The sequence below is a fragment of the Pseudomonas sp. ASL3 genome (genome assembly GCF_056680425.1).
Genome location: NZ_CM155281.1, coordinates 6328106 through 6352854, shown reverse-complemented (window position 1 = coordinate 6352854; position 24749 = coordinate 6328106). Strand labels below are relative to the sequence as shown.

The window sequence follows — 24749 nt, the reverse complement described above, 5'->3', positions numbered from 1 at the left end:
GGCCTGCCGCGCGTATTTGCCCGTCGGATGAAACTGAACGGGTAAAGTTCGGTCGATTGCCAGGTCGCAGGGCACGATGCATATAGCTGAATTACACTGCGTAGGCCCACTCATCTGTAACAAGGAATAACCTATGAGCGTACTAAGCGAGTTCAAGGCCTTCGCCGTTAAAGGCAACGTGGTCGACATGGCTGTCGGGATCATTATTGGCGCGGCCTTCGGAAAAATCGTTTCGTCGTTCGTCGGCGATGTTGTCATGCCGCCGGTGGGGCTGTTGATAGGCGGGGTAGATTTCGGCGATCTGGCCGTCCTCCTACGACCTGCCCAAGGCACTCTGCCTGCGGTGATGTTGTCTTACGGCAAGTTTATCCAGTCGATTATCGACTTCGTGATCATAGCGTTTGCGATCTTTATGGGTGTCAAGGCCATCAACCGCCTCAAACGCGAAGAGGCTGTGGCGCCAACACTGCCCGCCACTCCGAGCCCGGAAGAAGTGCTGCTCAGCGAGATTCGCGACTTGTTGAAAGCGCAGAACGGCAAACCGCTGGAGACTGTGACTGTCGATCCGACCCGGTTGGGTTGACTGCAAATCCCATGTAGGAGATTCCGCACTGTCGCGTAGCGAACTCGGTCCCGCTTCTGCCCGGAAGTGCTAGGAGCTGACTTGTCTGCGATAAGGGCCGGAGGACCTTCCAGCGATATTGTGTCCAGCCATTTTGCGACTGCTTCGCAGCCGATCGCAGACAAGTCAGCTCCTACAGGGGATCGGTGTCGAATTTAAAATTTATTCTTTATTTTTCAATTATTTATAGGTTATTTGATAGGAGCGAGCTTGCCCACGACGGCGGTGTGTCAGACACACACCGCTACCAGTAGTTCTCCACCGCGACCTGTGCTGGTCGACGGCTCAGGCTGAGCTGCATATCGCGCTTTTTGAGCAGATGACGGGTGTCGTCAATCATTTGTGGGTTGCCGCAGAGCATGACTCGCGAGTGCTCCGGGGTCATCTCCAGACCGGCAGCCTGCTCCAACTCGCCATTTTCAATCAGCTGAGTGATACGCCCAGACAGCGCGCCTGGGTATTGCTCACGAGTCACGGTCGGCAAAAACAGTAATTTGTCGGCAGTGTCGGCCAGATAATCCCGCTCGGCCAGCCCTGCGATCAGTTGCCGATACGCCAACTCGCGGGCTTCACGCACGCTGTAGACCAGAATGATGCGTTCGAATTTTTCCCACACTTCAAAGTCCTGCAGGATCGACAGGAACGGCGCGACGCCGGTGCCTGTGGATAACATCCACAAATCACGCCCGTCGACGAAGCGGTCCAGGGTCAAATAGCCGAAGGCCTGCCGATCGATCAGCAGTGAGTCGCCTTCGCGCAAGCGGCTTAGTTCGCTGGTGAACTCTCCGTCCGGTACCACGATGGAAAAGAATTCGAGAAATTCGTCATGGGGTGAGGACACCATCGAGTACGCCCGCCAAACGATGCTGCCATCGGCCTTGGTCACACCCAGACGTGCGAACTGGCCCGAGCGAAAGCGAAAGCCCGGGTCGCGTGTGGTGCGCAAGGTAAACAGATGCGGGGTCAATGGCGTGACGTCGAGCAGCGTCTGGCGGGTGAACTTCTCTGCGCTGGCAGTCATGGGGCGCTCCTGGCTCCTGTAACTAAAAAGAGAGGCGCCCAGTGTCCCGCAAAGCGACGTCGATAAACACCGCCGGTTTGTAGTGGCATTTAAAAGAAAAGTACCCGTGAACAATAAGCAAATGGTCTAAAAACAAAACCTCATAACCAGAAGGTCCAATAATTTCAATCTCGCCCGAGCAGGCACTGTAATATTTCTGAGAATGGTGCCCGCACCCCCGCATGAGTCGGCGTTTTATGACGAACGTGTCCTCCGACAAACGCTCATTGAATACAACGATACACCCCCATTGCCCCTTACTGCCGACAGGCCCATCTACCGCCACGTTATCGTTATGCTCGATTACTTCCTACACTTGGAAACGTAAGTTCCGAGAATGGACGCTCAAAATGGAAATCTTGAAAGCAAACCCAAAGCAGAACTTAATCATAGGCTTATCTCTGTCAACCCGGGAAATCGAAGTACTCAAATGGTCAGCCGAAGGCAAAACCGCGGAGGACATCGGCACCATCCTCAATTTGAAAAAACGCACGATCCATTTTCATATCAGCAACGCGATCAAAAAAATGGGTGCGACCAACAAAACCTCAGCCGTGGCGCAGGCGCTCTTGAGCGGGGTGCTGTGAGTGTTTTATCGCAGCGCGGAAAACCAGCAGCCCACGCGCAAAAGCACGTAAAATCGGCGGCTTCTGCGAGTGTCATGACATCAGAGACTTGCGCAATAGACGCCGAAACCCAGAGTTTTCCTGCCCATGCCCCTGCTTGATAGCCCTTTCGCTCAGCTCGATCTCATCCGCCAGCCTGACCAACCGAACGAGCCGCTGCAGGCGTTCGACGCAGCCGATGAATACTTGCTCAGCCATGTGGCGGAGCACGGACTGACCCTGGACAGCCGCGTGCTGGTGCTCAACGACAGTTTTGGCGCGCTGGCAGCCAGCCTGGTCAACCACGCGACAGTGGTCAGCAGCAGTGACTCCTTTCTGGCCACTCAAGCACTGGAGAAAAACCTGGTGCGCAACGGCCAACCCTTCGATGCGGTGCCGGTGATCCCGGCAAGCGAGGCGTTGACCGGGCCGTTCGACTGGGTGCTGATCCGAGTACCAAAGACCCTGGCCCTGCTTGAAGAACAACTGATTCGCCTACAGGGCCAACTGGCACCCGGCGCGCAAGTGGTCGCCGCCGCGATGGTCAAGCATCTGCCGCGAGCCGCGGGTGATTTGCTGGAGCGATACGTCGGACCAGTGCAGGCGTCACTGGCGCTGAAAAAAGCCCGTTTGCTGTTTGCCACCCCCGAAGTCAAAGGCCTGCAGCCTTCGCCCTACCCCACCCGCTACACACTCGATCAGCCAGTGATTGAGCTGCTCAATCATGCCAACGTGTTCTGTCGTGAAGGGCTGGATATCGGCACCCGGGCGTTCCTGCCGCACCTGCCGACAAACCTCGGCTCGGCACGTGTAGCGGACCTGGGCTGCGGCAACGGCGTGTTGGCCATCGCCAGCGCGCTGGCCAATCCGCAAGCGCAATATACGCTGGTGGATGAGTCGTTCATGGCCGTGCAGTCGGCCCGTGAGAATTGGCGGGCGGCGCTGGGTGAGCGTGAGGTCATCGTGCGCGCCAGCGACGGGCTGGCCGGCCAGGAAGCCGACTCGCTGGACGTGGTGCTGTGCAATCCGCCATTCCATCAGCAACAGGTGGTCGGCGACTTCCTCGCCTGGCGCATGTTCCAGCAAGCGCGCGATGCGTTAGTGGTGGGCGGCGCGCTGTATATCGTTGGCAACCGCCATCTGGGGTATCACAGCAAACTGGCGCGGCTGTTTCGCGGCGTCGAGCAAGTGGCTGCCACACCGAAATTCGTGGTGCTCAAAGCACGGAAATAATCCAATTCGTTAGAAATCACCTGTAAGAGCTGCCGAAGGCTGCGACAAGGTCGGAACGACCTTCAACAGAACCACCGCTACGCGGCGGATCGCAGCCTTCGGCAGCTCCTACACGGGAAATGCAACCTCAGTGCGTCGTCAAACCCGCCGCATTCATGAGCAGCCGCATCAGGTAGGCAACAATCCCCAGCGCCGTCACGCTGCCGACGTAGATCGCAACCAGCCAGGCCACACGCTGCCAGAGAGGCTTCTTCGGGGGCGGGCCCTGCTCATGAAAGGATTCTTTGCCAGACATCGCCCTACCTCCTAGTGATAGCCGTCTTTGTGGGTGACCTTGCCGCGGAACACGTAGTAGCTCCAGAAGGTGTAGCCCAGGATGAACGGGATGATGAACAGCGTGCCCACCAGCATGAAGCCCTGGCTCTGTGGCGGTGCCGCGGCGTCCCAGATGGAGATCGACGGCGGCACGATATGCGGCCACAGGCTGATGCCGAGACCGCTATAGCCGAGGAAGATCAACACCAGCGTCAGCAGAAACGGGGTGTAGTGGGCATTGCGTGCCACCGCCCGGAGTAGACCGTACATGGTCACCAGCACCAGAATCGGCACCGGCAAGAACCAGTACAGGTTTGGCAGGCTGAACCAGCGTGTGGCGATTTCGGCGTGGGTCAATGGCGTCCAGATACTGACGACACCGGTCACCGCCAACACCACGAAGGCCAATGGCCGAGCCAGATCGTGCATCTGCTTTTGCAGCTTGCCTTCGGTCTTCATGATCAGCCAGGTGCAACCCAACAGCGCATACGCAACGATCAACGCAACACCGCAGAACATCGTGAACGGCGTCAGCCAGTCCAGTGAGCCCCCGGCGAACTGACGATTAACCACAGGAATACCATCGATGAACGCCCCCAGCGCCACACCCTGGAAGAAGGTCGCGGTCAGCGAACCACCGATGAACGCCTTGTCCCACAAGTGACGCTTGTCGTCCTTGGCCTTGAAGCGGAACTCGAAGGCCACGCCCCGGAAGATCAGCCCGATCAGCATCAGGATCAGCGGCAGGTACAGCGCCGACAACACCACCGAATAGGCCAGCGGGAAGGCACCAAACAGTGCCGCGCCACCCAATACCAGCCAGGTTTCGTTGCCGTCCCAGACAGGGGCCACGGTGTTCATCATCACGTCGCGGTCGGAATCGCCCTTGACGAAGGGGAAAAGAATCCCGATCCCCAGGTCGAAGCCGTCCATCACCACATACATCATGATGCCGAAAATGATAATCACAGCCCAGATCAGCGGAAGATCAATACCCATGACTCAGTTCCCCTTGCTCAGGTTGTCGTGAGTGTCGCCAACTTCGGAGCCGTTTTCGGCAGCGGAGAGCGGACGTGCAGGCGTACGTTTCTGGCCCGGACCACCCGGATTCTGTTCCTTGCCTTCGTTGTTGACCGGACCTTTGCGCACCAGACGCATCATGTAGCCCAGACCGACGCCGAACAGGGTGAAGTAGACCACCACGAACAGCCCCAGGGTCAGGCTCATTTGCCCGAAGCTATGCCCGGAAGAGGCATCGGCGGTACGCATCAGGCCATAGACGACCCACGGCTGACGACCGATTTCAGTGGTGAACCAACCGGCCAGGAGTGCGATCAAGCCCGACGGCCCCATCCACAAGGCCAGATGCAGGAACGCCCGTGACTGATAAAGCGTGCCGCGCATGCGCAGCCACAAGCTCCACAAACCGGTAAAGATCATCAGGAAACCCAGACCGACCATAACCCGGAACGACCAGAAGACGATGGTCGAGTTAGGCCGGTCTTCAGGCTTGAAGTCCTTCAGCGCGGGCACTTGCTCGGTCAGAGTGTGCGTCAGGATCAGGCTGCCCAAATAGGGGATTTCCACTGCGAAGCGGGTCTTTTCGGCTTTCATGTCCGGCCAACCGAACAGGATCAGCGGGGTCGGCTCGTTGCCGACGTTTTCCCAGTGGCCTTCGATGGCAGCGATTTTCGCCGGTTGATGCTTGAGCGTATTGAGGCCGTGGAAGTCGCCGATCACCGCCTGTACAGGCGCCACCAGTAACGCCATCCACATCGCCATGGAGAGCATTGTGCGGATTTGCGGAGTGTCGCGACCGCGCAATAGATGCCAGGCCGCCGAGGAACCAACGAAGAATGCCGTCGCCACGAACGCCGCCGTGGCCATGTGCGCCAGGCGATAGGGGAATGACGGGTTGAAAATCACCGCGAGCCAGTCCACCGGAATCACTTGGCCATTGACGATTTCGTACCCCTGCGGCGTCTGCATCCAGCTGTTCGACGCCAAAATCCAGAACGTCGAAATGATCGTACCGATGGCGACCATCACTGTGGCGAAGAAGTGCAGGTTGCGACCGACCCTGTTCCAGCCGAACAACATCACCCCGAGGAAGCCCGCTTCAAGGAAGAAGGCGGTGAGCACTTCATAGGTCAACAGCGGTCCGGTAATCGACCCGGCGAAGTCGGAGAAGCGGCTCCAGTTGGTGCCGAACTGATAGGCCATGACCAACCCGGAGACCACGCCCATGCCGAAGTTGACGGCAAATATCTTGGACCAGAAGTGGTACAGATCACGGTACACATCGTTCTGCGTTTTCAGCCACAAACCCTCCAATACCGCAAGGTAACTTGCCAGCCCGATGGTGATGGCGGGGAACAGGATGTGAAACGAGATGGTGAACGCGAACTGAATTCGGGCGAGATCAAGCGCCTCCAAACCGAACATAGGACTTCCTCTATCAGGTGATACCGGCTACTGACCGGTGGTCAGTACCAACTGCCCCCACGGATATGGAGTGCTGCGTGTTGGAATTGCTCTGTCATGGTTTCGCAACGCAGGGCTTCGTATATCGACCCGCCATACAAGACCGAAAAATACCTTGATGCAGGTCAACTATCGGTCAAAGAGTAGACTCATTTCAGGTGGCGAACTGTGTGGTCGATTGTCGCGTGACGAGTTGCCTCACCCGTTGCTGCGCCTTTTTGTGGACTTCTTCTCACTCTCATCCTTGCAAACAAATGTTACAGACCGCGTGATAACCTCACGCATCCCATCAAGGCCGCGTTTCCAATGCCTGATCAAGCACCTAGGCTGCTGCGCCAGCATCGTCCGTTCATCGCGTTCTGGCTGGCCCGGATTTTTACCGCCAGCGGCTTCCAGATGCTGACGGTCGCCATCGGCTGGAACCTCTATCAATTGACCGGCAACGTGCTTGATCTGGGCCTGGTGGGCCTGGTCCAGTTCATACCTCGATTAATTTTCATGCTGCACACCGGGCACGTGGCCGACCGTTATGACCGACGCATCGTCGCAGCGATTTGCCAGGCGGCACAGGCCTTGATCGCTCTGGCATTGGTGATCGGCAGCAGCACCGGCAACATCACCCCGGCAATGATCTTCACTCTCTCCTTTTTGCTGGGCGCCGCCCGCTCCTTCGAAATGCCGACCACTCAGGCGCTATTGCCCTCCATCGTGCCCAGCGATCTGTTCCCGCGAGCGGTGGCGGCTGCGCAGTCGGCTCAACAATCGGCCACTATTGTCGCGCCAGCGCTGGGCGGCTTTCTTTATGCGTTCGGCAGCATCTGGGTCTACGGCCCGACGGTGCTCCTGTACGTCATCGCCTGCATGCTGATGCTCAACCTGCCGGCGCGTCAGACGCCCTTGAACAAAGCCAAGGCCACGCTGGATTCACTGCTGGCCGGGATTCGTTACATTCGCAGCCGCCCGGATATCCTCGGCGCGATTTCTCTGGATCTGTTCGCCGTTTTGCTCGGGGGCGCCACGGCGTTGTTGCCGGTATTCGCCAAGGATATTTTGCTGACGGGTCCGTGGGGGCTTGGCCTGCTGCGCTCGGCACCGGCAGTCGGCGCGTTGCTGATGTCGTTATGGCTGGCGCGCTTCTCGGTCGAGCGCAACGTGGGTCGGGTGATGTTCACTGCCGTGGGCGTGTTCGGCGTGGCCACCATCGCCTTCGGCCTGTCGACCTCGTTCTGGTTTTCCCTGGCGGTACTGGCCGTGCTCGGCGCGGCGGACATGATCAGCATGGTGATTCGCGCGTCTTTCGTGCAGCTCGAAACCCCGGACGAAATGCGCGGCCGGGTCAGTGCAGTGAATGGCTTGTTCATCGGCGCGTCCAACCAACTCGGCGAGTTCGAGTCGGGCCTCACCGCGCATTGGCTGGGCACTGTGCCTGCCGTGGTCATGGGCGGCATCGGCACGCTCGCCGTCACCGGTATCTGGATCAAACTCTTCCCGAGCCTGGCCCAGCGCGACCGTATGCGTGATCTGGTGGTGGAGCAAGAGCAGCAGCCGGCCTGATCCCGTTCGCAGGCAAGCCTGCTCCCACACAGGCTGTGTGAAAACCTCCGCGACCGATTAACTGATTAAAAACTGACCTGAAAATCGCGTTCCTACGTGAAATTCAGGTCTGTCCAACAGCCGATCTATTTCAGAATTGACGTACGAACATGCAGTTCAGTTTTCTGTTGGGGTTTTCACACAGCCTGCACAGTAGATTGAACTTCTGTGCAGACTGTGTGAAAACCTGGCAATTCTTGCAACGGTCTAAGAAAATGCCTTCATCGGAAGATTGGGGGCATTTTTGTGGCATACATCCAAGGCATAGCGCGCGATCAGAGCAGTCTTTTTCCGGTGTCGCTGGAAGAATCCATTCCGGTAGACCACTTGGTCAGAGTCATTGATGCCTATGTCACCCAGCTCAATCTGCGGGAGCTGGGATTCGACAAGGCTGTCCTCAAGGGCAACGGGCGCCCGCCCTATGATCCGGCAGACCTGCTCAAACTTTATCTCTACGGCTATTTCCTCAGCATCCGTTCGTCACGCCGCCTCGAAGCCGAATGCCTGCGCAACATCGAAGTCATGTGGCTGCTCAATCAGCTCGCACCTGACTTCAAAACCATCGCCGATTTCCGCAGAGACAACGGTGCCGCATTCGCCGCCATCTGCCGACTCTTCATTCTTTTTTGCCGTGAAGTGGGGCTAATCGCCGGCAAGCTGGTTGCTATCGACGGCAGCAAATTCAAAGCCGTGGCCTCCAAGCGCCGTCATATGAGCCTCAAGCACCTTAAGCGCGATGAGGAAATACTGAACAAGAAGATTACCCAGTACCTGGCGGAGCTTGATCGGGCGGACAAAGACGACGCCGATCAGCCTGTGGATAAGCAGAAAGTCAAAGCCGCTTTGGCCCGTCTGAGCAACAAACGAGACAACAACCTGACCCGTCAGCAGGTGATGAAGGCGCTGGAAGTCGAGCAGTTCATCAGCACCGAAAGCGAGGCGCGGATGATGCGGGCGCCGCAAGGCATGGCCGTGGCGTACAACGTGCAGACGGCGGTGGATGCCGAGAACGGCTTGATCCTGCACCACGAAGTGACTCAGGACGGCGATGACCGCAAACAGCTTGAACCCATGGCCAAAGCGGCTAAAGAAGTACTGCAACAGTCAGAGCTGACGGTAGTGGCCGATGCCGGATATTCCCACGGCAAACAATTCCAGGCCTGTGAAGACGCGGGTATCACGGCGTATGTGCCGCTGAATCGAACGATCAACACGCGGGGCGGGGACGTAAAATTCTTTGACCGCACCCAGTTTACGTATGAGGCCCTGGACGATCAGTACCGGTGCCCGAATGGCAAGCTACTGACGCTGACGCAACTGAATCGCGGCACGCGTATTTACCACGCACTGCCCAGTGACTGCGCCCACTGCCCGCTGAAAAGTCAGTGCACCAAGACCTCCCGCCGGAAAGTAACGCGGCATGCGCATGAGGCCGCTTTTGAGCGAATGGAGCAGCGCATGCAGGCGCATCCGGAGAAGATGGTTGAACGAAGGTCCATCGTTGAACACCCCTTCGGCAACCTCAAGCAATGGATCATGGGCAATGGACGGTTCTTGCTACGCCAACTGAAAGGCGCGCGAATAGAGATGTCGCTGGCGGTGCTTGCCTATAACTTTAAAAGGGCGATCAATGTGCTGGGTGCGCGTGAAATGATGGCGAAGATGGGCTAAGCAGCCTTTTTTTGCGCCTGACAAACGTCCCAGGACTGGCCATGGAGCGCTCAAAACGCTTTGTCCCGGCGACGTGAAAACGAACAGCGATGATTTCGGGATCAAAGGCCAAAAACCAACGCCCCGACAAGTCGGGGCGTTGGTTTGAAACATGATCGTCAGGTTTTCACACAGCCTGTGTGGGAGCAGGCTTGCCTGCGAATGAGTCGACTCGGTCTACTTACCCGCCCGCTAGAATAAAAACCCCCTTAACGCGCCCACCAGCTGTTCATACAACGCATCCACCTCCACCGCCTGCCCACGGGCGCGCAAGCAGCCATGCACCAAACCGAGCCCCGGATAAAAACAACTCGGCACGCCTGCCTCCACCAACCCCTGGTGATAACAGACACCATCGTCACGTAGCGGGTCGAATTGCGCCACGGCGATGAACGCCGGGGCCAGCGCGCTGAAATCGGTTGCCGTCAGAGGCATCGCGTAAGGCAGTTTTTCCTGTTCGCGGCGGCTCAGATACAGCGCCCGATAACATTCCAGATCGTTGCTGCTTAGCAGTGGTGCATCGACGCATTCGCTGCGGGACGGCAAATTCGCCGCCCCGCCCAAGCCCGGATAAATCAACCCCTGCCCCGCCGGTTGCACTTCGCCGGCGTCACGTAACGCCAAACACACCGCCGCCGCCAGATTGCCGCCCGCACTGTCCCCCGCGATAGCGACCCGTTGCCGATCGATACCCAAGCGGCTCGACTGCGCCTGAACCGCACGCCAGACCGCCAGGCAGTCATCGAATGCCGCCGGGAACGGAAACTCCGGCGCCAATCGATAATCCACCGCGATCACCACGGCGTTCAAATCGGCAGCCAGGGCGGCGGTCACGAAATCGTGTGAATCAAGATCGCCCACCACCCAACCACCACCGTGCAGGTAAATCACGCACGGCCAGTCGTCTTCCGGTACCAGCCCCGAAGGTCGATAGCAGCGCACCGGCACATCGGCCAAAGAAAAGTCGGTCACTTCAAGACCGGTTGGGCGCTCGGGGGTAAATGCCCGGCACATGCGCGAATAAGCTTCACGCAGACCATCGATACCGGGTTCGGTGGCAGTGAAGCTGAGGGTCACCGAGACAAATTCGGCCAGTTCAGGTGACAAAGGATAAGGCGTGGTCATGGAAGCTCCAGCCCGCCCCACGACTGTGGAGGGGCTGGGCAGATACGTGGGCGTTGACGCGGGTGGTTACTGCCTATTGATTACTGACTACTGATTGAGGCTTAACTGCAGGGTTTTCGCTGCGTCTTTGCCGTCGAAGGTGGTGACACCGGCCAGCCAGCGTTGCACGTCTTCAGGGTGATCGCGCAGCCACTGTTTGGCGACATCGTTCGGTGCTTTGCGGTCCATGATCGGCACCATCATCTGGCTTTCCTGGGACGCGTTGAACGTCAGATTGCTCAGCAGACGACTGACGTTAGGGCAGCGCTGGGCGTAATCCGGTGCCGTCACCACCGACACGGTTGCGGCACCTTCACGCGGACCGAATACGTCTTCACTGCCACTCAGGTAAGCGATTTTCATGTTGATATTCATCGGGTGCGGGGTCCAGCCAACGAAGACCACCCACTCATTACGTTTGATCGCACGCTGCACGGCAGCCAGCATGCCGGCCTCACCCGACTCGACCAACTGGAAGCCGCCCAGGCCGAATTGGTTGCTGTCGATCATGCCTTTGATATTGCCGTTGGCGCCGGTGCCGGGCTCGATGCCGTAGATCTTGCCGCCCAGCTTGTCTTTGAATTTGGCGATATCGGCGAAAGTCTTGAGGCCGCCTGCGGCCACATAATCGGGCACGGCGAGGGTCGCCTGTGCGTCATTCATACTCGGTTTTTCGAGCACTTTGACTTGATTGGCCGTTACGAAAGGGGCGATGTTCTTGTCCATCGCCGGCTTCCAGTACCCAAGGAAGATATCCAGCCGCCCGTCACGTATGCCGCCGAAGACGATTTGCTGCGCCGCGCTGGTCTGCTTGACCTGATAACCCATGTTTTGCAGAAGCACTTCAGCCACCGCGCTGGTCGCAATCACATCCGTCCAGTTGACCACGCCCATGCGCACGTTCTGACACGCTGCGGGCTCGGCCGCCAACAAGGCGGTACTGCTTAGCATCAACACACCACAACTGATACGACGGATAAATCTCTTCATGCGTGCTCCCTCGGTTGGCTCGTTATATTTTTATAGGAAAGCGGCAATCGAACGCTGCCGTGTCGCATCAAATTACGCAGCGGCATCGCGCATAAAACGCACCTGTGCGACCTGCGCTTGCACTCTAGCGACATTCTGAGTTTCTGCCCGAAGGGTGGAGCTGGTTTGCCTGCGAGGGTGGCGTGTCAGGCACCGATGATTGTGGGTGTGATGGTGGTCACTGTAGGAGCGCGCTTGCCCGCGATCCGGTGCGAAGCGCCGGCAAAGATAGTGAAGCAAATGCCGCAGGAAGGTCCTACGTGTCGGACGCGACCCCGGCCTATCGCGGGCAAGCGCGCTCCTACGCAGGCTGTGTGAAAACCTGACGATCATGTTTCAAACCAACGCCCCGACTTGTCGGGGCGTTGGTTTTTGGCCTTTGATCCCGAAATCATCGCTGTTCGTTTTCACGTCGCCGGGACAAAGCGTTTTGAGCGCTCCATGGCCAGTCCTGGGACGTTTGTCAGGCGCAAAAAAAGGCTGCTTAGCCCATCTTCGCCATCATTTCACGCGCACCCAGCACATTGATCGCCCTTTTAAAGTTATAGGCAAGCACCGCCAGCGACATCTCTATTCGCGCGCCTTTCAGTTGGCGTAGCAAGAACCGTCCATTGCCCATGATCCATTGCTTGAGGTTGCCGAAGGGGTGTTCAACGATGGACCTTCGTTCAACCATCTTCTCCGGATGCGCCTGCATGCGCTGCTCCATTCGCTCAAAAGCGGCCTCATGCGCATGCCGCGTTACTTTCCGGCGGGAGGTCTTGGTGCACTGACTTTTCAGCGGGCAGTGGGCGCAGTCACTGGGCAGTGCGTGGTAAATACGCGTGCCGCGATTCAGTTGCGTCAGCGTCAGTAGCTTGCCATTCGGGCACCGGTACTGATCGTCCAGGGCCTCATACGTAAACTGGGTGCGGTCAAAGAATTTTACGTCCCCGCCCCGCGTGTTGATCGTTCGATTCAGCGGCACATACGCCGTGATACCCGCGTCTTCACAGGCCTGGAATTGTTTGCCGTGGGAATATCCGGCATCGGCCACTACCGTCAGCTCTGACTGTTGCAGTACTTCTTTAGCCGCTTTGGCCATGGGTTCAAGCTGTTTGCGGTCATCGCCGTCCTGAGTCACTTCGTGGTGCAGGATCAAGCCGTTCTCGGCATCCACCGCCGTCTGCACGTTGTACGCCACGGCCATGCCTTGCGGCGCCCGCATCATCCGCGCCTCGCTTTCGGTGCTGATGAACTGCTCGACTTCCAGCGCCTTCATCACCTGCTGACGGGTCAGGTTGTTGTCTCGTTTGTTGCTCAGACGGGCCAAAGCGGCTTTGACTTTCTGCTTATCCACAGGCTGATCGGCGTCGTCTTTGTCCGCCCGATCAAGCTCCGCCAGGTACTGGGTAATCTTCTTGTTCAGTATTTCCTCATCGCGCTTAAGGTGCTTGAGGCTCATATGACGGCGCTTGGAGGCCACGGCTTTGAATTTGCTGCCGTCGATAGCAACCAGCTTGCCGGCGATTAGCCCCACTTCACGGCAAAAAAGAATGAAGAGTCGGCAGATGGCGGCGAATGCGGCACCGTTGTCTCTGCGGAAATCGGCGATGGTTTTGAAGTCAGGTGCGAGCTGATTGAGCAGCCACATGACTTCGATGTTGCGCAGGCATTCGGCTTCGAGGCGGCGTGACGAACGGATGCTGAGGAAATAGCCGTAGAGATAAAGTTTGAGCAGGTCTGCCGGATCATAGGGCGGGCGCCCGTTGCCCTTGAGGACAGCCTTGTCGAATCCCAGCTCCCGCAGATTGAGCTGGGTGACATAGGCATCAATGACTCTGACCAAGTGGTCTACCGGAATGGATTCTTCCAGCGACACCGGAAAAAGACTGCTCTGATCGCGCGCTATGCCTTGGATGTATGCCACAAAAATGCCCCCAATCTTCCGATGAAGGCATTTTCTTAGACCGTTGCAAGAATTGCCAGGTTTTCACACAGTCTGTACGGGGGTTGTCTGGGGTCAGCCCAGCAACTTGCCCACCGCCGCGCGCTTGCTCTTGCCGCAAAGCTGTTCCACCAGCGTCAAGGCAAACTCCAACGCCGCGCCGGAGCCTTGTGCAGTGATGCAGTTGCCGTCGACTACCACCGGTTTATCGATATACGAACAGCCCGACAATCGATCGCTGAATCCGAGATTGCAGGTCATACGCCGTTGTTTGAGTACGCCGTATACCTGCAACGCCAGTGCGGGGGCTTCACCGATAGCCGCATAAAAGTGCCCCGCTTTAGCCTGTTCATTCACTCGTTGGCTCAGCAGTTGATGGTTCGCCAAATGCAACGCACCCGGCATGCCGCCAGGCAACACGATCAAGTCAAAGGGTTGCGCCAGCACATCGACCAACATTGCATCGGCGGTCAAACGGGTTCCGCGTGCGCCGGTCAGCATGCGCCGCGATTCGATGCTGGCCACGACCACCTCAATCTCGGCACGCCGCAGCACATCGATCAGGGTCACGCTTTGCAGGTCGTCGATACCGTCAGCGACGGTGATCAGGGCTCTTAACGTCATAACTAAATCCTTTGCAGTGATGCATTGAGCTTAGTCAGCTTTTATTACCCGGCAGTTGTTGCGCGTAGATAACTTGAATGGCCGAAATCCTGCATGCTTTTCACTGAACATCCGCCAGCAGCCATCCACACACGCTGCTGGTATGATGCGCGGCTTTTTCCGACCCACAGAAATGTGCAGGCTTATCCGACAGTCTGTGCTTTGCTGTTTTAGTCGATCAATTCACGACGCAGGGCGCGTCACGGGGAGCAAGACATGCTGGAAAGGCTGTTCCAACTCAATGCACACAACACCAATGTGCGCACCGAGATTCTTGCGGGCGTCACGACCTTCCTGGCCATGGCCTACATCCTGTTCGTCAACCCGAACATTCTCGGCGCGACGGGCATGGACAAAGGTGCGGTGTTTGTCGCTACGTGCCTGGCAGCGGCCATCGGTTCTACCGTCATGGGCCTGATCGCAAACTACCCGATCGCGCTTGCGCCGGGTATGGGCCTCAACGCGTTCTTCACCTACACCGTCGTCCTGCACATGGGTTACACCTGGCAAGTGGCGCTGGGTGCGGTGTTTATCTCGGCCGTGATGTTTTTCATTCTGTCGATCTTCAAGATTCGCGAATGGATCATCAACAGCATCGCCCTTCCCCTGCGCTCGGCGATTGCTGCTGGTATCGGCCTGTTCCTGGCGCTGATCGCCCTGAAAAATGCCGGCATCGTAGTCGCTAACCCGGACACCTTGGTGAGCATGGGCGACCTGGCAAAACCGGGGCCGATTCTGGCGATCCTTGGCTTCTTCCTGATCGTCGCACTTGAAGCCTTGCGAGTGAAAGGTGCAGTGCTGATCGGCATTCTGGCGGTGACCATCGTCTCCATCATGCTCGGTTTCTCTCCGTTCAATGGCGTGATGTCTGCACCGCCTTCGCTGATGCCAACCCTGCTGCAGCTGGACATCAAGGGCGCATTGAACATCGGCCTGTTCAGCGTGATCTTCTCCTTCCTGTTCGTTGACCTGTTCGACAACTCGGGCACCCTGATCGGTGTGGCGAAACGCGCCGGTCTGATGGGCAAGGACGGTTACATGCCGAAGATGGGCCGCGCCCTGATCGCCGACAGCACCGCAGCCATGGCCGGTTCGCTGCTGGGTACTTCGACCACCACCAGTTACATCGAATCGGCAGCGGGCGTCAGCGCCGGCGGCCGCACCGGTTTGACCGCTGTGGTGGTCGCGATTCTGTTCCTGCTGTCGCTGTTCTTTGCACCGCTGGCGGGCAGCGTCCCGGAATTCGCTACCGCACCTGCGCTGCTGTTTGTCGCGGTGTTGATGATGTCGGGGCTGGCTGAAATAGAATGGGACGACATTACTGTCGCCGCGCCAGTGGTGATCACCGCCCTGGCGATGCCCTTCACGTTTTCCATCGCCAACGGCATTGCCTTTGGCTTCATTTCCTGGACAGCCATCAAAACCTTGTCCGGGCGCTGGAGCGACCTGAACCCCGCGCTGGTGATCCTGTCGATTCTGTTCGTGATCAAGTTGGGCTGGTTTAACGCATGAGTGTTCCCTTCGACCCCGCGAGTTACAGTCACCAGCTCGCAGAAAAAACCACGCGCCTGCGTGAATTGCTGGCGCCGTTCGATGCGCCCGAGCCGCAGGTGTTCGACTCGCCGCTTGAGCACTACCGCCTGCGCGCCGAGTTCCGCTTGTGGCGCGAGGATCAGCAACGCTTCTATGCGATGTTCGCCCCCGGCGATAACCGCACGCCGATCCTGATCGACGACTTCCCCATCGCCAGCCAGCGCATCAATGAATTGATGCCGATGCTGCGCGCACGTTGGGAAGCCAGCGCGACGCTGAACTTCAAGCTGTTCCAGGTGGACTTCCTGACCACGCTGGCGGGCGACGCGATCATCACCCTCTGCTACCACCGGCCGCTGGATGACACCTGGCAAGCGGCTGCGGAAATACTCGCGGCCGACCTCGGTGTCAGCGTGATTGGCCGCTCAAAGGGCAAACGCATCGTAATCGGTCGCGACTATGCGGTCGAAGAACTGCAAGTGGCCGGTCGGACCTTCAGTTATCAGCAACCGGAAGGCTCGTTCACCCAGCCTAACGGCGCGGTGAACCAGAAGATGCTCAACTGGGCATTTGAAGCCCTCGGCCAGCGCGAAGACGACCTGCTGGAGCTGTATTGCGGCAACGGCAACTTCACCCTGCCCTTGGCGACCCGCGTGCGCAAAGTGCTGGCGACCGAGATCAGCAAGACCTCGGTGAGCGCCGCCCTGAACAACCTGGCCGACAACGGCGTGGACAACGTGACACTGGTGCGCCTGTCCGCCGAAGAATTGACCGAAGCCTTGAACGAAGTTCGTCCTTTCCGCCGTCTGATGGGCGTCGACCTGAAAAGTTACGAATTCGGCAGCGTGTTCGTCGACCCGCCACGGGCGGGCATGGACCCGGACACCTGCGAACTGACCCGGCGCTTCGAACGCATCCTTTATATCTCCTGTAACCCGGAAACCCTGGCAGCGAACATCGAGCAATTGAACGACACCCACCGCATAGAGCGTTGTGCGCTGTTCGATCAGTTTCCGTACACGCACCACATGGAGTCGGGCGTGTTGCTGGTTCGCAGATAAGGCGCCACAAACGAACTGTTTGACCGGTATCCGGGCCAATAACGCACAAAAGCGTTTGAATTGGTTCGAGCTGGGTGATATTGAAGAAGCCCTGAAAGCGGTCAACGCCGTTGGCGATGATCGCTTGCAGCAACAGGGTCACTAACGGCACCTCGGCACAGCGCGTGCGCTGGTCCAAGACCGGTTATGCTCAGGGCCAACTCAATCAGTGCGACACCTTCGCCGCAAAGAGCCTTTAATCACATGATAAAACCGTTATTGGTCCTGTTGTTGAGCACCCTCCTGAGCCTTACGGCGAATGCAGCGGATCAAGCGGTGAATGCCCTGAGCCCCCAGCGGCTGGCTATCAACGGCGGTCAGGCGACTGTCGGGCTGAGCAAAGACTGGAAACAGCCGCAGCCAAGAACGCTACGGGCAGTGATCATCATTCACGGCGGCTTGCGCAACGCTCAAACCTACCTGCGCAGCGCCGAACGTGCCGCCTATCGGTCCGGGTTTCGCACCACTACCTTGCTGATCGCACCGCAGTTCCTTAACCAGAAAGACATCGCCAAACACCAACTGCCAGATTCGATACTGCGCTGGCACCGGAGTGACTGGATGGAAGGTGACACTGCTGTCGGGCCGGTGCCTGTGAGTTCCTTTGCGGTCATCGATGGGATTTTGGCGAAGCTGAGCGATCGCAAGCTGTTCCCTGCGTTGCGCGAAGTGGTCATCGCCGGGCACTCGGGCGGTGGACAGGTGGTTCAGCGCTACGTGCTACTCGGCAAGGGCGGTGGGGAGTTGCAGAAAGCCGGCATCAAGCTGCGTTACGTGATCGCCAACCCGTCGTCCTACGCGTATTTCAACGCGCAACGACCTGAAGCGGTGGACGCGAAGTCTTGCCCAGGGTTCGATACCTGGAAATACGGGATGAACAAATTGCCGTCTTACGCCAGTAAACAAACGGCCGAGCAGATTGAACAGACCTATATGAGCCGCGACGTCACTTACCTGTTGGGTCAGCTCGATACCGACCCCAATCACCCGGTACTGGACAAAACCTGCGGGGCTGAAGCTCAAGGCGTCAATCGCCTGATCCGCGGGCATAACTTCTTCAACTATCTGCAACAGCGTCATCCCGAAGGGCTGCCCCAGCAGTTAATTGAAGTACCAGGCGTGGGGCATGACGGTGATGCGATATTTACCTCACCCGAAGGCCAGGCGGCGTTGTTCAGGCCGTTGTAGGCGCTGACTTACCTGCGATCAGCTTGATGCGGTGTGCCAGACATACCGCAATCGCAGGCAAGAACCAAGCGCACCTCGCTCCTATCAAACGCCGTTAACTCATTGATAAATAAGATATAAATCTTAAGCCAGGCACCGATCGACTGTAGGAGCTGACTTGTCTGCGATCCAGTGCGCAGCGCTGGCAAAAATGGTGAATTCACCACCGCATGAAGGTCCTTCGGCCCTTTTCGCAGACAAGTCAGCTCCTACGCCCTCCGGGCAGAATCTAGCCCCAGTTTGCTGCGCGACAGTGCGGCGTCGAAGACAGGGCGGGGCCTCCTCTTAAACCGCCAGCATCTCGCGCAATGCAAAACAATCGGTGGCGTACCAGTCGGTCAATTCCGGCCAGGGATTTTCCGGCAGGTTGACCAGTACGGTGTGGGTGCCTGCCGCACGACCGCAGTCGAGATCGAAGCGGTAATCGCCGACCATCACCATCTGCGACGGATCGACATTCCACGCCTGAGCCAGTTTCAACAGACCACCCGGATCGGGTTTTGGCGGCGCTTCGTCGCGACCCAGAACGTCGTCGACAGCAAAACAATCCGCCAGGCCTATCGCCTCAAGCGTCACATGTGCCAATTCGCGGGCATTGCGGGTGAGGACGCCCAGACGGTATCCGCGCGCCGCCAACTCACGCACCAACTCGACCGCACCGGCCGCCGGCTGCGAAGCCAGCGCCAGTTCGCGCTCGTGCTCCAGCAGCCAGGCATGCTTGGCCGCTGAAACCTCAGGCGGCAGCCCGGCCAGATGGCTGAGGATGTCGTCCTGCAGCGGAATCTCCAGCGCACGCTTGATCGCCGGAAAATCATGCACGGCGAGGGTCAGGGTGCCGTCCATGTCGAACACCCAATGTCGAACCTGCGCCAGACTCACGCCCAGTCCTTACGGTGACGGATCAGCCCTTCCTGGCTGACAGAGGCGACTAATTGCCCTGCGCGGTTGTACACGCTGCCCCGCGAGAAACCACGGGAATTACCGGCCCACGGACTGTCCATCGCGTACAGCAGCCAGTCATCGGCGCGCAGGTCGGCGTGGAACCAAAGAGAGTGGTCGAGGCTGGCGATCTGCATGTCCTTCTGAAATATCGACTTGCCGTGAGGCTGCAGGGACGTGGTCAGCAGATTGAAATCCGAGGCGTACGCCATCAGATATTTATGCAGCGCCGGCACGTCCGGCAGGCTGCCATCGGCGCGGAACCAGACGTATTTGACCGCTTCACTCGGCTGCGGATTGTAGGGATCGACGTCGGTCACCGGTCTGAATTCGATCGGTTTGGGACACAGCAGTTTTTCGCGCATGTGCTCAGGGATCAAATGCGTACGCTGCTGGGCCAGCTCCAGTTCCGAGGGCAGGTTCTCCGGCCCGACGACTTGTGGCATCCGGGTCTGATGCTCGAAACCTTTTTCGTCGTACTGGAACGATGCGCTACACGTAAAGATTGGCTGTCCCTTCTGGATCGCCGTGACGCGACGGGTACTGAAACTACCGCCATCGCGCACCCGATCGACCTGATACACCACCGGCAGAGCTGCATCGCCGGGACGCAGGAAATAGCCGTGCAGCGAATGCACATGGCGCTCATCTTCGACGGTCTGGCTGGCCGCCGACAGCGATTGGCCGAGTACCTGCCCGCCGAACAACTGACGAAAACCAAGGTCCTGACTACGCCCGCGAAAGAGGTTTTCTTCAATCGGCTCCAGGGTCAGCAGCGCAACCAGATCATCCAATACTTGGCTCATTCAGGAACTCCTCACACAAAACAATGCTGCGCCTTCAGGGCTGCGGCGGGCGACGTAATCAGGCAGAGGCTGGCAGGAACCTAAGGGCTCACCACCGTCTGCGCGGTCAAGGTGCAAATGATACAGAGTTTGTCAGCGCCAGCCTTGCTCATCCATTCAGGGTTTTCAGCCATTGTCGCCGGGTAATCCGATACAACACATGAGGTTTCAACGGATCACCGTCCGCCAGTTTTGGATGCTCGAAATCATCGGCCAGGTCATGTTGCATGCCGATGGCCTGCATGACTTTCTGCGACGGCAGGTTGCTCTGCGCGGTAAAAGACACGATCTGATCCAGCCCCAAGCGCTCGAAACCGCAACCCAGAGCGGTCCACGCCGCTTCGCTGGCAAAGCCCAGGCCCCAATGTTCACGGGCCAGGCGCCAGCAGATTTCGACGGCCGGGGTGAAGTGAGCGTCGAAACTCACCAGGTCCAGCCCGGTGAAACCGATGAACGCGCCGGTGTCCTTGCGCTCCAGTGCCCACAGGCCAAAACCCAACTCGGCGAAATGCCCCCGCACCCGCCCGATAAAGGCCGCACTTTCCAGACGACTCATGGGCGCAGGGAAATAGCGCATCACCTGTGGGTCGGCACACATCGCTGCGAACTCCGGCAAATCGTCATCGCGCCACTGTCGCATCAATAATCGCGCGCTGTTGAGTTCGAGTATCGGCATTATCGGTTTGCTCCCATAACCGGCCAGTGAATGGCTCGTCAATCTAGCCCGCCGCTCAGGCGCCTCCCAACCAAGGCGCTGTGCTGACAAGGCCATTGCTGGCAAGATCGGTGTTCCATCTCTGATCGGACGCAACATGTCCCTGCCACTCATCTACCATGATGATTACAGCCCGGATTTCCCGGCTGAACATCGTTTTCCGATGGATAAATTCCGTTTGCTACGCGATCACCTGATTGAAAGTGGCCTGACCACCGACGCCCAGCTATTGCGCCCGCAGCTTTGTCCCTCCGACGTGCTGGCCCTGGCCCATGATCCAGCGTACATCCAACGCTACATGAACGGTGACCTGTCTCGCGAAGACCAACGCCGCCTTGGATTGCCGTGGAGCGAAGCCCTGGCACAGCGCACAGTGCGTGCGGTGGGCGGATCTCTGCTGGCGGCCGAGCAAGCCCTGCAACACGGCATGGCGTGCCATCTGGCGGGCGGCACGCACCACGCGCACTACGACCATCCGGCCGGATTTTGCATCTTCAACGATCTGGCGGTAATCAGCCGCTATATGCTCGAAAGCGGCCAGGTCGGGCGCGTGCTGATCTTCGATTGCGACGTGCATCAGGGTGACGGTACCGCGCGCATCCTTGCTGATACGCCGGATGCGATTACCGTTTCGCTACATTGCGAAAAGAATTTCCCGGCGCGCAAAGCCCAGAGTGATTGGGACATCCCCCTGCCAATGGGCATGGGCGACGACGACTACCTGAAAGTGGTCGACGACCTGCTCAATTACCTGTTGCCGATCTACCAGCCGGATCTGGTGCTGTATGACGCCGGGGTCGATGTGCACAAGGACGATGCCCTCGGTTACCTGAAACTCACCGATGCCGGCGTGGCCGCTCGCGACGAAGCGGTGCTGCGCCATTGCCTGCATCGCGACATTCCGGTGGTCGGCGTGATTGGCGGCGGCTACAGCAAGGATCGCGCGGCATTGGCGCGGCGGCACGGCATCCTGCACCACAGTGCGCAAAAGGTCTGGACGTCTGCGGGGCTTAACTGACGTTCCGGCGTTAACTGTCCACAATGGCTGTGGAACTGCCTGTGGATAACCTGAGTGAAAGCCTCTCGAGGCCCTATACCGCAAGGGCTGGCGAGAGCTGTATGTTTTTTGATCAGAAGTTTTCCACAGGCTGATCCTGCGCACAGCCCTGAACAGAGCGCCTGTCCTCGGGTAGAATGCGCGGCCTACTTCGCCGATCCGCAGTGCGCCATGACCCCCACTCTTTCAGCTCTTGCTCATTCAGTCGCGATCATTGGCGGCGGTCCTGCGGGACTAATGGCGGCCGAGGTCTTGAGCCAGGCCGGGATCAAGGTCGATCTGTACGACGCCATGCCTTCGGTCGGTCGCAAGTTCCTGCTGGCGGGCGTGGGCGGAATGAACATCACCCATTCCGAGCCCTACCCGGCTTTTCTCTCGCGTTATGCCGAGCGCGCGCCCTTCATCGGCCCGTTGCTACGCGACTTTGGTGCCGACTCGCTGTGTCACTGGATTCACGAGCTGGGCATTGAGACCTTTGTCGGCAGTTCCGGCCGGGTCTTCCCCACGGACATGAAAGCCGCGCCGCTGTTGCGTGCCTGGCTCAAGCGCCTGCGCGATTCGGGTGTAGTTATCCACACCCGCCACCGCTGGCTGGGCTGGAACGCCGAAGGTGAGTTGCGCATTGCCCATGCCGAAGGCGAACGGACGATCAAACCCGATGCAGTGCTGTTGGCGTTGGGCGGCGCCAGTTGGGCGCGGCTCGGCTCGGACGGCGCGTGGTTGCCATGGCTGGAGCAACGGAGCATCGCCATGACGGCACTGCAACCGAGCAACTGCGGGTTTGAAGTGGCGGGCTGGAGCGAGCTGATGCGCAGCAAATTTGCAGGCGCCCCCCTGAAGAACATCGCCATTGGGCTGCCAGGGCAAACGCCTCGCCTGGGCGAATGCGTACTGACCGAGATCGGCGTCGAAGGCAGCCTGATTTACGCGTTGTCGGCGCAGATTCGCGAGCAGATCAATCAGCAGGGTTTGGCGACGGTAGAGATCGATCTACTGCCGGGCAAGGCGATTGGCGACATTCAAAAGGCGCTGGCAAAACCCCGTGGTTCGCGTTCGATGTCCAAACATCTGCACAGTCAGTTAGGGATTGATGGGGTCAAGGCGGCATTACTGCGCGAGCTGGCGCCTGCTGAATCGTTCTCCGATCCGCAGTTGCTGGGCAAGGCGTTGAAGGCGTTGCCATTGACGTTGATCAAAGCCCGGCCATTGGACGAGGCGATCAGCACCGCAGGTGGTGTGCCATTCGAAGCGCTGACGGAAGGTTTGATGCTCAAACAACTACCGGGCGTGTTTTGCGCCGGAGAAATGCTGGACTGGGAAGCGCCGACCGGCGGCTACCTGCTGACGGCATGCTTCGCCAGTGGCCGAGCGGCAGGGTTGGGAATGGTGGAGTGGTTGCGGCTGACAAACCGCACCGAATCCCTGTAGGAGCTGCCGAAGGCTGCGAAAGGCCGGGGTCGCGCTCGACCGGCACGACCTTCAGCGGTCTCAAGAAAGCGACCGGTTCCCGGTCGATCGCAGCCTTCGGCAGCTCCTACAGGTGATCAGCGCAAATTTAAGGCTTTTTCTTGCGCGGCCCGGTATTGAACACCGGCACTTTGCGCACGGCCTTGACGGCGGGCACGTCGGCAGCGGTTTCGTTGCTGTCCACCCATTTGCCCAGGTTGCGTTTGCCACCGCCTGATACTTTCGGTTTTTTCGGCTTCTTCGGCTTTTTCAGGATCTGGCCGCTGGCGTCGGTGGTCGGCACGCGGTGTTCCGGTTCGAAGTCCTGCTCTTCATGACGCTCCAGGGTCTGGCGGGTCAAGGTTTCGATGGCCGACAGCAGCTCAACTTCATCGGCGCAGACCATCGAAATCGCTTCCCCGGTCAAGCCGGCACGTCCGGTACGGCCGATGCGGTGGATGTAATCCTCGGCCACGATTGGCAGATCGAAGTTGACCACCGTTGGCAGGTCATCGATGTCCAGGCCGCGAGCGGCGACGTCGGTGGCAACCAGAATCTGGACTTCACTGGCCTTGAAGCGGTCCAGTGCACGTTGCCGCGTTGCCTGAGGCTTGTCGCCATGGATGCCGTCAGCATTGATGCTTAAACCTTGCAGCCGCTCGACCAGTTGATCAACACCGACGCGGGTCTTGGCGAACACCAGTACCTGGCTCCAACGCTGTTTTTTCAGCAGATGAATGAACAGCTCGGTTTTGCGTTTCTTGTCGACCGGCACCACCCATTGCTTGACCGAGCTCGCCGCGACGTTGCGCGGGCTGACTTCGATGGTCAGCGGGTCATCGAGCATTTGCCCGGCCAACTGGCGAATGGCGTCGGAAAAGGTCGCGGAAAACAGCAAAGTCTGGCGACGCTTGGGCAAAGCGGCATAAATGTCGCGCAGTTCTTCGGAGAAACCGAGATCGAGCATGCGGTCGGCCTCGTCGAGCACCAACGTTTGCAGTTGCGAGAATTTCAGCGCCTTCTGCCGATACAGATCGAGCAGACGACCGGGTGTGGCCACCAGCACGTCGACGCCCTTGCGCAGTTTCATCATCTGTGGATTGATACTGACGCCGCCATACACCGCGTACGTACTCAGCGGCAGGTGTTCAGCGTACTGACGAATGCTTTCGTGAACCTGCTCAGCCAGTTCGCGGGTCGGCACCAGCACCAGTGCGCGCACCGAGTTGGAGGCCACTTTCGGGCCTTCCATGGTCAGGCGTTGCAGCAGCGGCAAGGCGAAACCGGCGGTCTTGCCAGTGCCCGTCTGGGCGGCGGCCATCAAGTCGCGGCCCGCCAGCACCGGAGGAATCGCCTGTGTCTGCACAGGCGTCGGAGTCTGGTAGCCGAGGGCCTCAAGGGCACGCAACAAGGGTTCGATCAGGCCGAGAGTGGCGAATGTCATGGGGATACCGTAGGGGAAATTCAGCGCAAGGCGCGCAG

22 protein-coding genes and 1 pseudogene are annotated in these 24749 nt (G+C 58.7%); 11 read left to right on the top strand and 12 right to left on the bottom strand.

Annotation, left to right across the window (positions count from 1 at the left end):
* Window positions 1-133: 133 nt before the first annotated feature.
* Entirely contained in the window at window positions 134-583 is a 450-nt protein-coding gene (gene mscL, locus AC1MEE_RS29190; protein WP_480412892.1) for a large-conductance mechanosensitive channel protein MscL, read from the top strand.
* Window positions 584-866: 283 nt separating this feature from the next.
* Here mscL and AC1MEE_RS29185 read toward each other — a convergent pair whose 3' ends face one another.
* Window positions 867-1643 (bottom strand): ferredoxin--NADP reductase, encoded by a 777-nt coding sequence (locus AC1MEE_RS29185; RefSeq protein WP_480412891.1) that lies wholly within the window; start codon window positions 1641-1643, stop codon window positions 867-869.
* 389 nt (window positions 1644-2032) lie between these two features.
* Here AC1MEE_RS29185 and AC1MEE_RS29180 point away from each other — a divergent pair, with 389 nt between their 5' ends.
* Both AC1MEE_RS29180 and AC1MEE_RS29175 read left to right on the top strand, forming a co-directional pair.
* Window positions 2033-2269 (top strand): helix-turn-helix domain-containing protein, encoded by a 237-nt coding sequence (locus AC1MEE_RS29180; RefSeq protein WP_480412890.1) that lies wholly within the window; start codon window positions 2033-2035, stop codon window positions 2267-2269.
* A gap of 126 nt (window positions 2270-2395) precedes the next feature.
* Window positions 2396-3520 carry a methyltransferase gene (locus AC1MEE_RS29175; protein ID WP_480412889.1) on the top strand — a complete coding sequence of 375 codons (1125 nt, stop codon included), beginning with the start codon at window positions 2396-2398 and terminating at the stop codon, window positions 3518-3520.
* 127 nt (window positions 3521-3647) lie between these two features.
* Here AC1MEE_RS29175 and AC1MEE_RS29170 read toward each other — a convergent pair whose 3' ends face one another.
* Genes AC1MEE_RS29170 through AC1MEE_RS29160 form a run of 3 tightly spaced genes read right to left on the bottom strand, consistent with a single transcriptional unit; the run spans window position 3648 to window position 6280 of the window.
* Window positions 3648-3815: a DUF2474 domain-containing protein gene (locus tag AC1MEE_RS29170; RefSeq protein WP_480412888.1), complete on the bottom strand. Its 168-nt coding sequence runs from the start codon at window positions 3813-3815 to the stop codon at window positions 3648-3650.
* A gap of 11 nt (window positions 3816-3826) precedes the next feature.
* A complete protein-coding gene (cydB, locus tag AC1MEE_RS29165; protein WP_480412887.1) occupies window positions 3827-4834 on the bottom strand; it encodes a cytochrome d ubiquinol oxidase subunit II in 1008 nt (335 codons plus the stop codon).
* Between the two features lie 3 nt (window positions 4835-4837).
* The gene (locus AC1MEE_RS29160) at window positions 4838-6280 is read right to left on the bottom strand and encodes a cytochrome ubiquinol oxidase subunit I (protein WP_480412886.1); all 1443 of its coding nucleotides are present in this window, start codon (window positions 6278-6280) and stop codon (window positions 4838-4840) included.
* Window positions 6281-6625: 345 nt separating this feature from the next.
* Here AC1MEE_RS29160 and AC1MEE_RS29155 point away from each other — a divergent pair, with 345 nt between their 5' ends.
* Window positions 6626-7873, top strand: a complete 1248-nt coding sequence (locus AC1MEE_RS29155) for an MFS transporter (RefSeq protein ID WP_480412885.1) — start codon at window positions 6626-6628, stop codon at window positions 7871-7873.
* Window positions 7874-8158: 285 nt separating this feature from the next.
* A complete protein-coding gene (locus tag AC1MEE_RS29150) occupies window positions 8159-9583 on the top strand; it encodes an IS1182 family transposase (protein WP_480410535.1) in 1425 nt (474 codons plus the stop codon).
* Between the two features lie 231 nt (window positions 9584-9814).
* On the opposite strand, the gene AC1MEE_RS29145 is transcribed toward AC1MEE_RS29150, so the two are convergent.
* The 4 genes from AC1MEE_RS29145 to AC1MEE_RS29130 form a co-directional block, all read right to left on the bottom strand.
* Window positions 9815-10747 (bottom strand): alpha/beta hydrolase, encoded by a 933-nt coding sequence (locus tag AC1MEE_RS29145; protein WP_480412884.1) that lies wholly within the window; start codon window positions 10745-10747, stop codon window positions 9815-9817.
* Between the two features lie 87 nt (window positions 10748-10834).
* Window positions 10835-11776, bottom strand: coding sequence for a choline ABC transporter substrate-binding protein (gene choX / locus AC1MEE_RS29140; RefSeq protein WP_480412883.1), 942 nt, complete (start codon window positions 11774-11776; stop codon window positions 10835-10837).
* A gap of 523 nt (window positions 11777-12299) precedes the next feature.
* Entirely contained in the window at window positions 12300-13724 is a 1425-nt protein-coding gene (locus AC1MEE_RS29135) for an IS1182 family transposase (protein WP_480410535.1), read from the bottom strand.
* Between the two features lie 93 nt (window positions 13725-13817).
* Entirely contained in the window at window positions 13818-14366 is a 549-nt protein-coding gene (locus AC1MEE_RS29130) for a DJ-1 family glyoxalase III (protein WP_480412882.1), read from the bottom strand.
* Between the two features lie 255 nt (window positions 14367-14621).
* Here AC1MEE_RS29130 and AC1MEE_RS29125 point away from each other — a divergent pair, with 255 nt between their 5' ends.
* From AC1MEE_RS29125 to AC1MEE_RS29110, 4 genes and pseudogenes are all read left to right on the top strand, one after another.
* A complete protein-coding gene (locus AC1MEE_RS29125) occupies window positions 14622-15917 on the top strand; it encodes an NCS2 family permease (protein ID WP_480412881.1) in 1296 nt (431 codons plus the stop codon).
* Window positions 15914-16999: a tRNA (uridine(54)-C5)-methyltransferase TrmA gene (gene trmA / locus AC1MEE_RS29120; RefSeq protein WP_480412880.1), complete on the top strand. Its 1086-nt coding sequence runs from the start codon at window positions 15914-15916 to the stop codon at window positions 16997-16999. Before AC1MEE_RS29125 ends, trmA begins: the two co-directional genes overlap by 4 nt.
* Before the next feature lie 7 nt (window positions 17000-17006).
* Window positions 17007-17238: pseudogene (locus AC1MEE_RS29115) on the top strand (neutral zinc metallopeptidase); the annotation flags it as partial.
* Window positions 17239-17242: 4 nt separating this feature from the next.
* Window positions 17243-18226, top strand: a complete 984-nt coding sequence (locus AC1MEE_RS29110) for an alpha/beta hydrolase (protein WP_480412879.1) — start codon at window positions 17243-17245, stop codon at window positions 18224-18226.
* 324 nt (window positions 18227-18550) lie between these two features.
* Here AC1MEE_RS29110 and AC1MEE_RS29105 read toward each other — a convergent pair whose 3' ends face one another.
* From AC1MEE_RS29105 to AC1MEE_RS29095, 3 genes are all read right to left on the bottom strand, one after another.
* The gene (locus AC1MEE_RS29105) at window positions 18551-19144 is read right to left on the bottom strand and encodes an HAD family hydrolase (protein ID WP_480412878.1); all 594 of its coding nucleotides are present in this window, start codon (window positions 19142-19144) and stop codon (window positions 18551-18553) included.
* Window positions 19141-20010 (bottom strand): acyl-CoA thioesterase II, encoded by an 870-nt coding sequence (gene tesB / locus AC1MEE_RS29100; protein WP_480412877.1) that lies wholly within the window; start codon window positions 20008-20010, stop codon window positions 19141-19143. The genes AC1MEE_RS29105 and tesB overlap by 4 nt, the downstream gene beginning before the upstream one ends.
* A 148-nt stretch (window positions 20011-20158) precedes the next feature.
* A complete protein-coding gene (locus AC1MEE_RS29095) occupies window positions 20159-20728 on the bottom strand; it encodes a GNAT family N-acetyltransferase (protein ID WP_480416373.1) in 570 nt (189 codons plus the stop codon).
* A 133-nt stretch (window positions 20729-20861) separates the two neighbouring features.
* Here AC1MEE_RS29095 and AC1MEE_RS29090 point away from each other — a divergent pair, with 133 nt between their 5' ends.
* Together AC1MEE_RS29090 and AC1MEE_RS29085 are read left to right on the top strand one after the other, a co-directional pair.
* Window positions 20862-21782 carry a histone deacetylase family protein gene (locus tag AC1MEE_RS29090; protein ID WP_480412876.1) on the top strand — a complete coding sequence of 307 codons (921 nt, stop codon included), beginning with the start codon at window positions 20862-20864 and terminating at the stop codon, window positions 21780-21782.
* A gap of 210 nt (window positions 21783-21992) precedes the next feature.
* Window positions 21993-23249 carry a TIGR03862 family flavoprotein gene (locus tag AC1MEE_RS29085; RefSeq protein WP_480412875.1) on the top strand — a complete coding sequence of 419 codons (1257 nt, stop codon included), beginning with the start codon at window positions 21993-21995 and terminating at the stop codon, window positions 23247-23249.
* Window positions 23250-23376: 127 nt separating this feature from the next.
* Here AC1MEE_RS29085 and rhlE1 read toward each other — a convergent pair whose 3' ends face one another.
* The gene (rhlE1, locus tag AC1MEE_RS29080; protein ID WP_480412874.1) at window positions 23377-24711 is read right to left on the bottom strand and encodes an RNA helicase RhlE1; all 1335 of its coding nucleotides are present in this window, start codon (window positions 24709-24711) and stop codon (window positions 23377-23379) included.
* Window positions 24712-24749: the final 38 nt, after the last annotated feature.

Excerpts from the sequence above, each read along its gene's own strand:
- tesB (WP_480412877.1), bottom strand. The coding sequence starts at position 20,010 with ATGAGCCAAGTATTGGATGATCTGGTTGCGCTGCTGACCCTGGAGCCG.
- AC1MEE_RS29085 (WP_480412875.1), top strand. The coding sequence starts at position 21,993 with ATGACCCCCACTCTTTCAGCTCTTGCTCATTCAGTCGCGATCATTGGC.
- AC1MEE_RS29185 (WP_480412891.1), bottom strand. The coding sequence starts at position 1,643 with ATGACTGCCAGCGCAGAGAAGTTCACCCGCCAGACGCTGCTCGACGTC.
- cydB (WP_480412887.1), bottom strand. The coding sequence starts at position 4,834 with ATGGGTATTGATCTTCCGCTGATCTGGGCTGTGATTATCATTTTCGGC.
- AC1MEE_RS29170 (WP_480412888.1), bottom strand. The coding sequence starts at position 3,815 with ATGTCTGGCAAAGAATCCTTTCATGAGCAGGGCCCGCCCCCGAAGAAG.
- AC1MEE_RS29145 (WP_480412884.1), bottom strand. The coding sequence starts at position 10,747 with ATGACCACGCCTTATCCTTTGTCACCTGAACTGGCCGAATTTGTCTCG.
- rhlE1 (WP_480412874.1), bottom strand. The coding sequence starts at position 24,711 with ATGACATTCGCCACTCTCGGCCTGATCGAACCCTTGTTGCGTGCCCTT.
- choX (WP_480412883.1), bottom strand. The coding sequence starts at position 11,776 with ATGAAGAGATTTATCCGTCGTATCAGTTGTGGTGTGTTGATGCTAAGC.
- mscL (WP_480412892.1), top strand. The coding sequence starts at position 134 with ATGAGCGTACTAAGCGAGTTCAAGGCCTTCGCCGTTAAAGGCAACGTG.
- AC1MEE_RS29175 (WP_480412889.1), top strand. The coding sequence starts at position 2,396 with ATGCCCCTGCTTGATAGCCCTTTCGCTCAGCTCGATCTCATCCGCCAG.
- AC1MEE_RS29090 (WP_480412876.1), top strand. The coding sequence starts at position 20,862 with ATGTCCCTGCCACTCATCTACCATGATGATTACAGCCCGGATTTCCCG.
- AC1MEE_RS29125 (WP_480412881.1), top strand. The coding sequence starts at position 14,622 with ATGCTGGAAAGGCTGTTCCAACTCAATGCACACAACACCAATGTGCGC.
- trmA (WP_480412880.1), top strand. The coding sequence starts at position 15,914 with ATGAGTGTTCCCTTCGACCCCGCGAGTTACAGTCACCAGCTCGCAGAA.
- AC1MEE_RS29180 (WP_480412890.1), top strand. The coding sequence starts at position 2,033 with ATGGAAATCTTGAAAGCAAACCCAAAGCAGAACTTAATCATAGGCTTA.
- AC1MEE_RS29130 (WP_480412882.1), bottom strand. The coding sequence starts at position 14,366 with ATGACGTTAAGAGCCCTGATCACCGTCGCTGACGGTATCGACGACCTG.
- AC1MEE_RS29110 (WP_480412879.1), top strand. The coding sequence starts at position 17,243 with ATGATAAAACCGTTATTGGTCCTGTTGTTGAGCACCCTCCTGAGCCTT.
- AC1MEE_RS29160 (WP_480412886.1), bottom strand. The coding sequence starts at position 6,280 with ATGTTCGGTTTGGAGGCGCTTGATCTCGCCCGAATTCAGTTCGCGTTC.
- AC1MEE_RS29155 (WP_480412885.1), top strand. The coding sequence starts at position 6,626 with ATGCCTGATCAAGCACCTAGGCTGCTGCGCCAGCATCGTCCGTTCATC.